The sequence below is a fragment of the Acaryochloris sp. CCMEE 5410 genome (assembly GCF_000238775.2).
Lineage (GTDB): Bacteria > Cyanobacteriota > Cyanobacteriia > Thermosynechococcales > Thermosynechococcaceae > Acaryochloris.
This window is the reverse complement of record NZ_AFEJ02000002.1, coordinates 1,647,382-1,662,217: the sequence shown is the minus strand read 5'-3', so window position 1 is coordinate 1,662,217 and position 14,836 is coordinate 1,647,382. Positions and strand designations below refer to the sequence as shown.

The 14,836-nt window shown below is 44.8% G+C and carries 9 protein-coding genes; 5 read left to right on the top strand and 4 right to left on the bottom strand.

From position 1 onward, the window contains the following. Positions 1–70 precede the first annotated feature (70 nt). Complete coding sequence (locus ON05_RS28465) at positions 71–637, top strand: Uma2 family endonuclease (protein ID WP_029314925.1); 567 nt, start codon at positions 71–73, stop codon at positions 635–637. A gap of 130 nt (positions 638–767) precedes the next feature. Here the strand turns inward: ON05_RS28465 and ON05_RS28460 are convergent, their stop codons facing one another. Beyond that, on the bottom strand, positions 768–2,987 hold the full coding sequence (locus tag ON05_RS28460) for an SPFH domain-containing protein (RefSeq protein ID WP_262562454.1): 2,220 nt from the start codon (positions 2,985–2,987) through the stop codon (positions 768–770). A gap of 441 nt (positions 2,988–3,428) precedes the next feature. Here ON05_RS28460 and ON05_RS28455 point away from each other — a divergent pair, with 441 nt between their 5' ends. Both ON05_RS28455 and ON05_RS28450 read left to right on the top strand, forming a co-directional pair. Then, on the top strand, positions 3,429–3,788 hold the full coding sequence (locus ON05_RS28455; protein WP_029314924.1) for a hypothetical protein: 360 nt from the start codon (positions 3,429–3,431) through the stop codon (positions 3,786–3,788). 8 nt (positions 3,789–3,796) lie between these two features. Continuing rightward, positions 3,797–5,434 carry a GUN4 domain-containing protein gene (locus ON05_RS28450; RefSeq protein ID WP_010467932.1) on the top strand — a complete coding sequence of 546 codons (1,638 nt, stop codon included), beginning with the start codon at positions 3,797–3,799 and terminating at the stop codon, positions 5,432–5,434. A gap of 317 nt (positions 5,435–5,751) precedes the next feature. On the opposite strand, the gene ON05_RS28445 is transcribed toward ON05_RS28450, so the two are convergent. Continuing rightward, a complete protein-coding gene (locus tag ON05_RS28445) occupies positions 5,752–7,011 on the bottom strand; it encodes a DUF2808 domain-containing protein (RefSeq protein ID WP_010467930.1) in 1,260 nt (419 codons plus the stop codon). A gap of 198 nt (positions 7,012–7,209) precedes the next feature. Here ON05_RS28445 and ON05_RS28440 point away from each other — a divergent pair, with 198 nt between their 5' ends. Together ON05_RS28440 and ON05_RS28435 are read left to right on the top strand one after the other, a co-directional pair. Beyond that, the gene (locus ON05_RS28440) at positions 7,210–9,507 is read left to right on the top strand and encodes a molybdopterin-dependent oxidoreductase (RefSeq protein WP_262562453.1); all 2,298 of its coding nucleotides are present in this window, start codon (positions 7,210–7,212) and stop codon (positions 9,505–9,507) included. Positions 9,508–10,426: 919 nt separating this feature from the next. Next, positions 10,427–10,915: a hypothetical protein gene (locus ON05_RS28435; RefSeq protein ID WP_010467922.1), complete on the top strand. Its 489-nt coding sequence runs from the start codon at positions 10,427–10,429 to the stop codon at positions 10,913–10,915. Between the two features lie 237 nt (positions 10,916–11,152). Here ON05_RS28435 and ON05_RS28430 read toward each other — a convergent pair whose 3' ends face one another. Beyond that, entirely contained in the window at positions 11,153–11,317 is a 165-nt protein-coding gene (locus ON05_RS28430; RefSeq protein ID WP_010467921.1) for a hypothetical protein, read from the bottom strand. Between the two features lie 274 nt (positions 11,318–11,591). Beyond that, positions 11,592–14,768: an efflux RND transporter permease subunit gene (locus ON05_RS28425; protein WP_010467919.1), complete on the bottom strand. Its 3,177-nt coding sequence runs from the start codon at positions 14,766–14,768 to the stop codon at positions 11,592–11,594. Between the last annotated feature and the right edge of the window lie 68 nt (positions 14,769–14,836).

Sequence of the window (14,836 nt, the reverse complement as noted above, 5' to 3'; positions counted from 1 at the left end):
AGGCATTGTGTGTAATCTTAGAGTCAGCGCTTCTACAAATAATGAATCCGTAAGATCGCGAATTCCAGTTATGACGGCTATCACGCTCAACTTAGAACCGGTAGTGACACTGACCGATGAGCAGTTTTATAAACTGTGTATGGCCAATAAAGACGTGGCTATGGAGCGTAGCCCAATGGGAGAATTGATCATTATGCCCCCAGTTGGTGGTGGAAGTGGAAGCAAGGAAGCAGACTATATTACTGACCTCAATCTCTGGAATCGCCAAGCTGGCCTAGGTATAGTCTTTAGTTCGTCCACTATGTTCAAACTGCCTGGTGGAGGGGATCGTTCTCCTGATGCTGCCTGGGTGAGCCAAGAACGTTGGGATGCGCTTTCCCTAGAGGAAAAGGAGCAGTTTCCGCCCATTTGTCCCGACTTTGTGATTGAACTCCGCTCAAAAAGCGATCGCTTGGGGCCTTTACAGGCAAAGATGTTGGAGTATCTAGACAGTGGCTTGAGGCTGGGGTGGTTGATTAATCCTCAGGATCAAACAGTAGAGATATATCGAGCGGGGAAAGAGGCCGAAATTGTGCTGCTTCCGGCTACTGTGTCTGGGGAAGATGTACTACCAGGGTTTGCGCTGGAGCTAAGCTGAATGGCATCCATATATTACCCGCTACCTTAGGATACAAAACTAGGCGTAACTCTGACTGGGTTGATTAAATCTATTATCAGAGCTTAGCTCCCCTCTAAAATTGTCCAATCAGTGGGGACCACTTCACATTTCACTTTTTTGAGTCTGAGGAGTATACCAAAGGACTACTACACTCAAAGCAAAACTTATGGTTAGGAGGATTCAGAGTTCCGCAGCTGTTGCAAACAACTGAAGTATCTTCAGACAATGAAGCCGTCGTCTCAGAGTTAACAACTTGTATATCTGACGAACTTTTAAGCTGCTTAGATTCTGGTTCATTCAAATCTATCGAAAATAAAGCTGCAACCTGTTCAATAATGCTTCCACTGATTGCTTCGGAATTGCCACTTGTTAAGTTCTCCATTACTGAAGCCAACAACGTATCAATCAATAATCCAGCACCGGAGCCTTCATTTCCTCCAACAATGGGAGGCAGCTTAAACTTACTTATCTCCTTTAGTTTTTCTATCTCGATATAAGCCCTTTGACCAAGAGCGTCACTAATTGCTTGTCTAAGAGCTAGTTCCACATCAGCTTGAGCTCGTCCCTGTTCTCGCATAGCTTTCGCGTCAGCAAGTGCTTTTTGAAGTTTGACCTGAGCCTCTCGCTCGGCAAATTCTAAACTCATTTGAGAATTAACTAGTTCTTCTTGCTTCCCTGTAACTGCCTTCAAATAAGCCAACTTCCGTTTGAGATCCTCAGTTAATATTTCTTGTTCTATCAGATTCCTCTTTTTTTCCTCTAACTTGCGCTTAATTTCAAGATTATCGAATACATCTGGCAGATCTATCTCGCCTATTAGCGTGTCAATTGCCTCCACTCCATGCTCTCTCAAGACTCCCTTTAGATATTGAGCAGCATCTTTCTGTTGGTCGCTTCGGTGAATGTAAAAATCCTCCGCCTCACAGTCTTGAACCGCATTATAGAAATAGCTCCTGACTGTTGGCTCTAACACTCTGACGATGAGATCTCGAATAGATTTATATTTTTGGACAGTCGCACTATAATCAGTGATTATCGAGTTTGTAGTTATGTCTCCTGGGGAGCCGATTTGTGAAACCATAAGAGGCGCGTTCTCTTTAGGTACTCTAAAGCGCTGTCTTACTACTATATCTACAGGAATTCTATCCTTAAGTCGCAGAGTTAAGGTGCCCAGCGATTTATCGTAGTTTTCATCCGGCTTGCTTTCATCGTTTGACCAATCTAAAGTGATTTGATGTGTTGGAACAAGCACAATTCGCCTGACTTTCGTATTAATTGGGTATGAACCAACATCAAGAGGTTCTTTCCAAACACCTCTCTTTCCTCGATCAACTAAATCATATCTATTGGTAAATAGGCTCAACTCAGAGGAAGAGTTTTCAATGCTCCTCCCCATTTTCCCCTCACCAATTAATGAAACTACAACACCGACTGTTCCCTCGCGTATCTCCGTTAGGGGCACTTGTTCTACTTTCACAAACCAAGGATTTAAATTCCATGGTCCAGAAGAGAGAACATCTTCTTGCAGTCCTTTATTACCTCCTCCATCGATAAACTTTTGGGGACTTTGAAAATTATCGTGACCTGAGATAGTAGGACCTGCTATCTCTCCGGTTTCGAGGGGTGCACCGTCTGAGGTAGTTACAATCCCAATTTTATCTGAGTCTATCTTGTAAACTAGTAGGTCTTCAGGCTTTAGTGTTGAATCATGGTCAGCTAAGTTAGAGCGAGTAATTACCGTAAATAGTTTCGTGTTAATTCGATAAGAAGTCCCTCCTGTTAAAATACCTAACTGCCGTCCTTTTTCACCACCTTTTTGTAAAAAGATATCACCATCTTGAAAGCTATTACATTTAACGTATTTTGCTAGTATGCGTTCATTAGGAATATCTTCTCCATCATGGGCAAAAACAAGAGCAATTTCTCCAGGAGGTACCTCAACTACAGGCTCCTTGTATATGGTATACATGCCAGGAAACAACCATGTCCAACCACTATCAATGGTATCGGGTTGATATCCTGGCTCTTTATTCCTAGAAATTAATTGTCTGCGAGAAGACTTTGGCTGAAAGGGATTAAGACTGAATTTCTTGTACTTGATACCAACTTCATCTTCTCCAATTACAACGCATCCCTTTTGAAAAAAAACTATTGCAAACCAAACTGTTCCAATAACCCCAAACACCAAGACGATCTGCCTACCAAGCTTCCAATAGTCAAAAGGCTGCTTTTCAAGATTTGTTTCTTCAGGCGAAATTTTTGAACTTGGCACGTTAGCATATACCCTCAAGCTCTGCCATAGGCCTAAGCTGCACATAGATATAGCCATAAATAGGCCTGCCAGCGCTGATGAACGGAATGCACGATGAAGGGACTTCATATTTTTTAAAGAGGTTGATTCCTATTAGGTAACATATGAAATTTGGAGCCTTGTTTGGGATCGAAAAAGCTTAGTGATATCATCATTCGGAAAATTCATACATACGGGATATGAACCTGCGGAGAGAAGCTTATATCTAATACTTCGTTTAAACATAAATTCTAGATGGATAGCAATGAAACTTATCAGTGCAGGAAAACCTAGTTCAAGCCAAATCTTGATTGGAAGGGTTGTGTTGAAGTAAACCTAAAAAAGATAGAATTTAATATCTAAAATGCTTAGATATTAACCATAATACTACTTTATCCTGTTCGAATAATTTCTCCAGGAATATTATTTGGCCATCAAGAAATTTATAGCCATAGTATTTAAAATATGACAATCCATGACATGCAAGAAGAATTCATTTGGATCGTGCCAGATGATTTATCTGAGTATGTAGTCAATGATACTCAGAAAGGGAGTTGGGGTGATGCGGTCAGCCCAGATATTAAACGAGGAAAGGGGGTCAAAATAAATGCTCTAGAATTAGAGCAAAGAATGGCTGCGTTCTTAACAGTTGTTGGTCGTCTGTTTCAACAAGCTGAACAAAAGTCACAGCAATACTCAACTAATAAAAACAACCTACAACTTGATGAGGTGGATTTATCAGTTAGTATTAGTGCTGAAGGTGAAATTAAGTTGATAGCAGGGCTAAAAACAGGAATTAATGGAGTGATAAATTTGAAATTTAAGCGAAGCGTAAAATAAAGTTTTAAATGGCAGATAATAGAGCAATTGTCATTGGCATTAATAAATATCATTTTTTGCAGCCTTTGAAATATGCAGAAAGAGATGCGAAACTCTTTTCAAGTTTTCTTGCTACTGAAGCGGGTTTTACGCAAGAGAATATTTTCCTTTTTACTTCTAATTCGCCCAATCTTGATGGAAAATCTACTAAGCCTTTTAGATCGAACTTAGTACGAGTTTTGCGACAGATTTCTGATAGGTTATCTCAATTTTCCTTAAAAGAGGATGATAACTTCTGGTTTTTCTTCAGTGGTCATGGAATTAGGCATTGTGATCGGGATTATCTAATGCCTTTAGACGGAGATCCAGAAGACGTAGAAAATACAGGTATCTCTATTCATGACATTACTGATTATTTACGACATTGTAATGTCGGTAATGTTGTCTTAATTCTGGATGCTTGCCGTAGTCAAGGTATCAAAGGAGAAGGAATAGGTCGTCAGACTGAAACAGAAGTACGTAGTACAGGCATCATTAGTATTTTTTCTTGTCAGCCTAATCAGTCATCATACGAGGTTGATACGCTTCAGCAAGGAGCTTTTACTTTTGCTCTTTTAGAAGGATTGGGAGCTAAAGGCAGATGTGCTACTGTAAAGCAGTTAAATCATTTTTTAAAAAGGCAAGTTCCTACAATTTTGGAGATTTATAGTTCTGCTAGCTCTCAACAAATTCCCTATATTATTGCCGAACCAATTGAGCGTTCTCATGCCCTTTTGATGCCTAAATATGCTACACCACTAGATATATCAGCGCTGAAGAATGATGCTTATCGTGCTGAATATATTGAGCAATTAGATATAGAGAACCAACTTATATCTCTGCAATTAGCAGAGCAATGCTGGCTTCAAGTGAATGCTGTTACTGCAGGTCAAGATAATGATGCAATAAAGGCGATTCAACGGCTGGGAATTAAAATGATGGAATTGAAAAAAGATGAATCATTGAAATATAGTGAAAAATATAGATTAAATGATTTTTTAAGTCATATAAATCAGACCTCTAAAAATAATTGTAAAAGCTTAAAAAATCCGAGTAGTTTTCAGTCAGGTAATATTTCTTGTTCTTTACCTGAAAGAGATCTAAATCCTGATCAAACTCTTTCCACTGGTGAAAGAACTGTTATACAAGAAGTACTTGATTATAACGACTTAAAGCGTGCGTTTAAAAATTCAAATTGGAGAGAAGCTGATTCCGTAACATATCAGTTAATCCTCGAGGCAGTTGGGAAGGATTCAGAATCTTGTTTTACTGCTAGTGATCAGTTGCAGTTGCCTTGCGCAGTTATCTTTGCGATTAACCAATTGTGGTTTGACAATAGCGAACAGAAATTTGGCTTTTGCGTACAGCAGAAAATATGGTGCAGTAATGATGTAGGTGGACAGGCAGGCAAATTTAGCAATTCAGTGTTCCGAAAATTTAGCGACCATGTAGGATGGCGAAAAAACGACAATTGGTTGTCAGGATATGATGACTTCAATTTCAGTGTAAAAGCTCCAGCGGGACATCTTCCAACTTGTGGGTATGCGCTACAGAGATGGGATAATTGGAGAGATAGCTTTCACAATTTATTTCCATATATTTGTACCTGTTTTCTGAATAGGAGATGAGATAATCCCACCTAACTACCATACAATTAGATTCTGAATAATTTTTACTGTCTGATATCGACCTATAAATGAAACAGTGCAAACTTTCTATGTCCATTATGTTTGCAAGATAGCAACTCAAAATCACCCAAAAATCCTAAATTAAGACGGTCTGATCCCTACCAGAACAATTTTTTTGTAGCTCCTGGATAACCATGAAGACTCGGTAATGACGAAGTTACCAACTATTTGGTAGAAGTTAATCACCTTCTGAGGGCATTCTGCCTCGATGATCATGGCTTTAACCCCTCAACTCTTTGTGCTGTACTAGACACGATTTATTTGCCCAAGGAGCTGCGTGAAAAATCTAAACGACCAATCCCTAAATATTGACCTTCAGCAGTTGAGCCAGCAGGCGTTCCCCGTACCTCAAACATATAGGTTCCCACTGAAGGATTCCGCACCGGGCGAACGGCCATTGTAATCGTCCGTCCTGGGGCAACAGGTTGATCAAATGTGACTGTCAATGTCCGAATTGATGGGTCACTGACCACAATATTAATCGGCAATGCCTCACCCTTATCCCGCTTTGTCCCCTCAAACGCCTTCACAGAGGTTGCCTTAAAACGGGGATATTGCACCCCTTGCTTCAGAATAAACTCCACTTTTTGCAATGGTTGAGCTGCATCTTGTGGAATATCAATCGTAAAGAAGTACGTGGCTCCTAAAGATCGGGCATCTCGATTTGTTGTAGAAGTACCGACAAGTTGAGGCGGGCGATCAAAGGTAACCTTTGGACCTCTGGGGAGAGCTGGAAGAGCGGGGGCATCAATCACTTGTGCCACCGCCGTTGACTCTTGAATCGGCTTAGGCGTTGGCTGTGGAGTCGCCTGGGGCTTGGCCTCCATCTTTTTAGAGAGCCGCACAAACGTATTGATGGGAATGCCCAAATTGAACCCAGCCTTAATCACGCTGCGGTCCCCTTGATAGCCCGGTAAAACCACCTCTCTGCCTTCGGCTAAACCGTGAATCCCCACTACTTTGCCATCATCATTAAACACAGGTCCGCCACTCATCCCTGCGCGGGTGACGTTGGTATAGACCATCTTGTAGCCCTTGCCGATGGATTGGGGCGGCAGACCGGAAATTTCGCCAGAAGTGAACTGATAGATATGAGGGAGCGCAACCCCCGAAGACGGCCAACCTGCAATAAAAACCTTATCGCCTTCCGTTAACTGATCCGAGTTGCCGAGTTTTGCTAACTGATACGACTTCTGGCTGGTAAAACTCACCAATGCTAAATCCACATTCGGCAGCTTCTGCACCGATTGATAATTCAAGGCATATTCCGTCCCATCGGGAGCTACAATGTCATACTCATCCGGCGTGGCGACCACATGTTCTGCTGTCAGGGCATAGTAGGTATTTTCCTTTTTCCCCACCAGCACCCCAGAGCCAGGATTTTGACCTTTCACCAAAATGGTGGACTCCTTGGCAATTTGATTCACCTCAGCCCCAGACAATGCCTGGGCTGGCTGCACCATGACCAAAGCAGTACCCACGGTTAAAGCAGGCAATAGAACGTTAAATCGCTGCATGGGGATAACCCTCACTCACTTGAATTCATTATCGGCGAAGTTTATTCAGATGACGACTTCAGTTCCATTGAATCATCGTTACCATAAGCGCCACTGTGATCTGTCTCGGTGACCCGGCAAGAGGCTTATCACAGGGCATTGGATTGCAGCCCAAAGGCCCCTATGCTGGCAGTAGTTCTCCTCTACTTGACCTGAATCATGACCGATTGGCAGCCAACGGCTTGTATTTTATGTTCCCGAAACTGTGGCCTCCAGGTCCAAGTCGCAGACGGCCATCTCACCAAGATTCGAGGTGACAAAAATCACCCCGTTAGTGCAGGCTATATTTGCCAAAAAGCCGCCCAACTCGATCACTATCAAAACAATGCCGATCGCCTTACCCAACCCCTTAAACGTCAGGAGGATGGATCTTATCAGCTCATTGACTGGCAAACCGCCATTACTGAAATTGCCGATCGCTTGCTGGATCTAAAGCAGACCTATGGCAAAGAATGTCTCGCCTTTTATGGTGGGGGCGGTCAAGGCAATCACCTTGGCTCCATGTATAGCAGTACCTTTCGCGATGCCTTGGAGATTCCCTACTACTATTCCGCCCTAGCCCAGGAAAAACCGGGGGACTTCTGGGTCAATGGCAAGCTGTTTGGCCGCCAAAACTGCCATACCACCGAAGATATTGAACAGGCAGAGTGCGTGCTATTTATTGGCACCAATCCCTGGCAGGCCCACGGCATCCGCAATGCCCGCCCCACCCTCAAACAGCTGGCCCAGGACGATCAACGAACCATGATTGTGATCGATCCGCGCCGGACCGAAACGGCGGAGTTGGCGGATATCCATCTGCAATTGCGGCCTGGAACCGATGCGTTTTTACTATCAGCCATGCTGGCAATTTTGGTGCAGGAAGGTTGGGAAGACCGAGCCTTTCTCCAGGAGCATACCGTTGGATTTGCAGATGTACGGGCTTGTCTCCAAACCATTCCCATTGCGGACCATATTGAACGGGCTGGGGTAGATGCTGAGCAGGTCCATGAGGCTGTGCGCCGTTTTGCCACCGCGAAGTCTGCCACGGTCCGGGTGGATTTAGGATTACAGCAAAGCCTCAACAGTACCCTCAATTCATATCTAGAGAAACTGCTCTTGCTGCTAACGGGCAATTTAGGCAAACCTGGTGGCAACAACTTCCATACTTTTTTCCTGCCCTGGGTCGGTCATTCCGATGCCGAGGCTAAACCGCTATGCCAAACGAAGGCCACGGGTATCACAGAAATTGCCCAGCTATTTCCCCCCAATGTGTTGCCCGCTGAAATTGAATCCGATCATCCCCAGCGGCTTCGGGGTTTAATCGTCGATAGCGCTAATCCAGTAGTGTCAGGGGCAGATACCCAAGCCTATCAGCGGGCCTTTCCCCAGCTGGATCTGCTGGTGGTTGTAGATGTGGCGATGACGGAGACGGCTCGCTATGCCGACTATATCCTGCCCGCTGCGTCGCAGTTTGAAAAATGGGAAGCCGCCTTTTTTAATTTGGAGTTTCCCACCAATGCCTTTCATTTACGAAAGCCTCTGTTTGCTCCTTTAGCCGATACTCTGCCAGAGTCAGAAATCTATCGGCGATTAGCGGTTGCGATTGGGGCGATTCCTGAACGCTATCCAGTGTTGGAACAGGTGGCCCGTTGGCATGGGCGGTGGCCTCAGCTCGGTCTGTTTAGGTTAGCTTTGGTGACAGCTATGGCTCTAAACCCCAAACTGCGGCGTACCGTTGCTTTTGCCTTGCAAGGATCCTTAGGTAAAACCTTACCCGATGCTAGCACTGCACCGTTTTGGGGGGTGAGCCAGCTTTATGTCCAGCACCATGGCGAAGCAGTGGCTCGGACGGGGTTGCCCGGACGAGGGGGGCAATTGGCAGAAGCATTATTTCAGCGGATTTTGCATGGCCATAGTGGCACAACTATTAGCCAACATCGCTATGAAGAGACCTGGTCATTGATGGGCTACAAAGATCAAAAAGTGCGGCTAGCGATTCCTGAATTACTGGCAGAGTTACGGACACTCCCCTCCCACCATTCCTGGCCAGAGTATCCCTTGATGCTGATAGCAGGTGAGCGCCGCATGTATAACGCCAACACCATCTACCGCAATCCCCAATGGCGGCGAAATGACGCTGAAGGGGTACTCAAGATCCATCCCGTTGATGCTAAAGCGTTAGCGCTAGCTGAAGACGAAAAGGCAGTTTGTGAATCCCCCTGGGGACAGGTGACGGTACAGGTCAAACTTTGCGATACCCTCCGTCCGGGGGTGGTCAGTTTGCCCCACGGCTATGGATTGGACTATCCCGATGCGAATGGAAAGCGCACCCGCTACGGCCCACTCTTAAATTTGTTGACCGACGCCCAACATTGCGACACCATCAGTGCCACCCCTTTCCATAAAAATGTACCTGTGAGATTAAGGCCCATTGATATGGCGAGGGCAGCAAGCTTGGAAGAAAGTTTGCCGTGAATTAGTTCTAGAGTATTGACTTATCAGGTTTTTTATGGATTATCTTGGATCTCTTTTTTGTCTGAAGTTCTAGATTTTGTGCCAGGGATTTTATCTAGTGATGATTATTGAATTTTTCTCTAAAAAAATAGATATTTATGTAAATAAAGTTAATAAAAATATTGTGGCTGTTCTTGTCTTGATTGCGAAAAATAGTTCAGGACTTATGTTCATAGGAATGGCTTCAATAATATTGAGCTAGAAAAACAGACTATTTTGTTGGGATTGAACTGGAAAATCTAAAAAAAGCGGAGAAAAATTTTGTAAATTATGATACAAAGTGATTAGCCTAAAATTAGATACACCCACATAATATTGATTTATGAAAATATTGTGGTGTTACAGACGAATTTCTTTGCTGAATATTATATTTTTGTGTGAGTGAATAGTTTTTATTCCGAATAGTAAGATTATCAGAAATGATTTCTGAGAAAGCTATTCTGGCTATGTTTATTCTATTAGGTGATAGCTGTACTAGTGTTTTTGTGAATAGAGGATTGAGTTGTTTTTTGTAAAATCAGATAAAAACAATGCATATTTTTAACTGTTCATACTGGCATGGATATTGTCTATTTAGAGAATGACGAATGGTGTTACTTCGGAATCATTTGAGGTGGGCTCGGCGATTAAAATTCTCTAGTACAGCTTTTGCCATAACGGGAGGAATTATCCTTGCCTCGAATACTGAGATCAGTGGTTATGGCTTTCTCTTTCTGGCTGTTAGCTCAAGCCAAATGCTGGTCTCTAGCATGTTGCTTCGAGACCAGTCGATGGTGCTTTATTCGGCGTCCCTTTTTCTGTGTGTGGACTGTTTAGGAATTTTTCGCTGGATTCTCAATTAACATGAGTAAATTTTTGACATTTCAAATAGGAGGAGTCAATGCTTTGGGATATCTATCCAGAAGAACTTGAAGTATTAACTCTGCATGATGCATATTTAACGTTAGCTGGAGATCCCCCTTCGAAGATCCCATTCTTCGTGTGGCTTTTTGAAAATCCTAGGAGTCCCTTGGCGCTACCCGGCAAAATTGACTTGTACCAGCATGACTGTCTACACCTCTTGTTGAAAAAAGGATTCGACTCCTTTGGTGAAGCCTATGTCCTTGGATTTGCCATGGGTAATGACCCTAATACCCATTGGTTTCATCTTGTGCTCTTCCAGTTTGTCGCTCGGTTTCTTTACCCTAGCCCCTATTGTTTAAGTCAAAGGGAACTAGAAGAATTTAGTGCAGGTGTTGAACATGGGCGGCAAGTCCCTTTTAAGAGCTTGAATTATTCTAACTTTGAGTTTCTACAAACTCATCAACTACCCGCCTTGCGCAATATTTTAGGATTAGAGTACTCAACCTATGATCAAGGGGTACTCTAACAACTCTTAGGGAGAGATTGATAGCTTTACTCATTCCACAGCGAGAGAAAAATTGGAGAGTACTGTGGACAATCTGAGCTAAAAAAATAATTGATTGATTCCCGTTGATGAAGGGTAGCTAATGATTTCTTGCTGACCTGAATTTTTTATATATAAATCGATATAAATAAGTGTATAAAAGCCCTTTAAGAAAGATCTCTCAGGGCTTCGTAATTGATCATCTTGCACTCTCAAACCCTATCCACCAATCAATCCTAGCCTAATGAGTCCATCCACCCAATAAATGGTTAAGGCAACCATAAGTAGCGTTGCAATCCCACTATAAATCAGGCCATCTTTTTCGTGACTACTTAATAAAGCTTTAGCTAATGCTTCAACTTCCTCTCGATATCGTTGCGGCATAATTTCTCCTTGAAATTACGAACAGCATTGGAATACTACTGAATGTTCCCAATGTTTTCTTCTATGGATCACATGTTGTGCATTTTTTCAAGACTTTAATGAGAGAAATCTGCTTAATGCCTCTAAAAATGAGTGATGGTCCAGTAGATCTAGGCGGCTGGAATCCCTTGTGTCATGAAATACAAATAAAACAGAATTTTTTGATGGCAATACCAATGTCAATAAAACTAGGGTGAGCCCACTTTTTGACGATTTGACCTGGCAGTTAGCGGTTTTATTTGCGAATGACGGTTAGATTTTCTTCTGCCCCTAGCACCTCTGTTGTTGGCGTTAGTTCGGCTGTTTTGGGAGAGATACGATCGCTAAAGCCCTTAATGATGATGTACAGGATAGGCACAACAAAGAGACTTAGAAATGTGGCCACAAACATGCCGCCAAAGACGGCTGTTCCCAAGGATTGCCGACTGCCAGCCCCAGCTCCAGACGCCACCACGAGGGGGAAAATACTGCTGAGGGTGGAAATAGCGGTCATTAAAATGGGTCGGAGTCGTTGTTGGGCTGCTTGCAGGGCGGCTTTAGGAATGGGGAGTCCTTCCTCGCGGAGTTGGTTGGCAAACTCAACGATCAGAATTGAGTTTTTACTCGCGAGACCAATCAACATTACGAGACCAATTTGGCAGTAAATATCGTTGGAAAAGCCCCGTAAGACTTGAGCTCCCAACGCCCCTAACACTGCTAGGGGAACGGAGAGCATGATGATAACTGGGTCCACATAACTCTCGTACTGGGCAGCCAGAACTAGGAAAACGAGTACCAAACCCAAACTGAAAATAATCGTTGCTTGACCCCCAGACTCGATTTCTTCTAGGGAGATACCGGACCATTCAAACCCTAGCCCAGGTGGGAGAACTTTAGCGGCAATTTCTTCCATGGCTTGCAAGGCTTGCCCCGAACTTACGCCTGCCTTGGCGGCTCCGTTAATCTCAATGGACCGGAATTGATTATAGTGATTAATCGTTTGAGCACCCGTTACGGACGTAATGGTGACTAAGTTACTGAGGGGAATCATTTGGTCCGTGCCAGAGCGCACGTATAGCTTGCCAATGTCATCGGGATTGGAGCGAAACTGCTGATCGGCTTGCACATAGACCCGATAGGTGCGGCGACCTAGATTGAAATCGTTGACATACCGAGACCCTAAATAGATTTGCAGGGTATTGAAAATTTCGTCCACATCGACTTGTAAGGCTTTGGCTCGCTGACGATTGACTTCGACCTTGAGTTGCGGTGTATTGGCCCCATAGGTGGTGAATGCCCCTTCGAGGGCGTCATTGCTGTTAGCGGCTCCCAAGATTGGTCCCAAGTTGCTGACAAACTCATCGAGGCTTAAATTCTCTGAGCGGTCTTGGAGTTGGAAGGTGAATCCCCCATAGCTACCAAGACCCCGAATAGCGGGTGGGTTGATGGCTAGAATGCGGGCTTCGGGAATTTGGAATAATTGACCGCGAACTCGATTAATAATGGCTGGAGCAGATTGTTCGGCACTACGCCGCTCTGACCAAGGTTTGAGGGTGGTAAACACAATCCCTTTATTGGACGCATTGCCCCCAAAGCTGAATCCACCTACCGCAAAGGTTGCCCGCACTTCAGGTAGAGGAAGCATGACCTCTTCGATTTTTTTCATGACATCGCTGGTGTATTCCAGAGATACGCCATCGGGGGCGCCGACAATGGTGAGGAAATACCCTTGGTCTTCTTCCGGTAGAAAGGCTGAAGGAACGGTGGTATAAATCCAGGCAGTAAAGGTTAGCAGGGCCGCAAAAATCGCCAAGATGAAATATTTAAACCGATTCATCCAGTCCAAAATGTTGCCGTAACTCTGACTCAGCCGATCTTGTTGGCGGTTAAACCAATTGAAGGCTGGTGCTATCCAGCCAGGAATGCTGGGATTTTGACGGAGGAGTAATCCGGATAGGGTGGGAGTCAGGGTGAGGGCGTTGAAGGTGGAGAGTGCGATCGCAAATGCAATCGTTAAGGCAAACTGTTGATATAGTGCCCCGGTTGTACCGGGGAAAAAGGCTACAGGTACAAACACCGCCATCAATACTAGGGAGGTGGCGATGACCGCTCCCGTTAACTCTTCCATGGCAACAATGGCAGCTTGGCGAGGCTCGATGCCCTCATTCTGAATTTTGGCGGCGACATTTTCGACCACCACAATGGCATCATCCACCACCATGCCTGTGGCCAGGGTGAGACCAAATAGGGTCAAGCTATTGATGGAAAAGCCAAACAGCTTTACAAAGACAAACGTCCCGATTAGGGAAATGGGAATGGTGACGGCGGGAATAATGGTGGTGCGCCAATCTTGTAGAAAGACGAAGATCACCAGGACCACCAAACCAACGGCTTGAATTAAGGTCCAGATCACTTCCGTTAGGGACTGCTCCACATAATCTGTGGTGTCAAAACCGATGTCATAGGTCATCCCTGGGGGGAAGTCTTCAGACAGGGCTGCCATGGTTTCTTTGACGCCTCGGGCAACGTCTAGGGCGTTACTCCCAGGGATTTGGGAAATCCCGAGACCGACGGCTTCTTTACCGCGAAACCGTAAGAATGAACCATAATTTTCAGCCCCCAATTCAACCCGCCCGACATCTTGGAGCTTAATCAGATTACCGTCGGTGGAGTCAACGACTAACGCTTCAAATTCTTCAATCGTATTTAATCGGCTTTCGGCGCGAATATCAATTTGGAACTGCTGACCTTCTGGGGCTGGCGGTTGACCAATTTGCCCCGCCCCCACTTGAATATTTTGTTCTTGTAGGGCATCCACCACATCTTGTCCGGTTAGATTGCGCTTGGCTAACCGCTCAGGGTCGAGCCAAAGGCGCATGGCATATTTCCGTTCCCCGAAAATAGTGACATTGCCGACGCCATTAACTCGCTTCAGGGCATTGGTTAGATATAGGTCCGCATAGTTACTCAGGAAAATACTGTCGTACTCGTCATCCTCGCTGAAGAGGCCAAAGCCCATGAGAATGCTGCTGGATTGTTTCGTTACCCGAACCCCGGTCTGTTGGACGGCCGCAGGTAACTGGGACTCCACACTGGAGACGCGATTCTGCACATCCACCGCTGCTAAATCTTGGTCACGATTATTCTCAAAGGTGGCGGTGATAGAGCTAGAGCCGCTGTTGCTGCTGCTTGAGGTCATGTAGCGGAGACCTTCGACCCCGTTAATCTCCCGTTCCAGAATGCTCGTCACGCCATCTTCGACAGTGGCGGCATCGGCACCAATAAAGTTGGCCTGAATACTGACCTGTTTTGGGCTGATATCTGGATATTGGGCAATGGGTAAGGTGGGGAGACAAACAAGGCCCATCAGCAGGATAAGGAGGGCACAAACGGTCGTCAGGACGGGCCGCTTAATGAAAAAATTGACAAGCATAAGAGGGGGGAAGGACGGTTGCGAGGGGGGAGGCTAGGAATCAACAGGCACGGCCAAGGAGAGAGGCT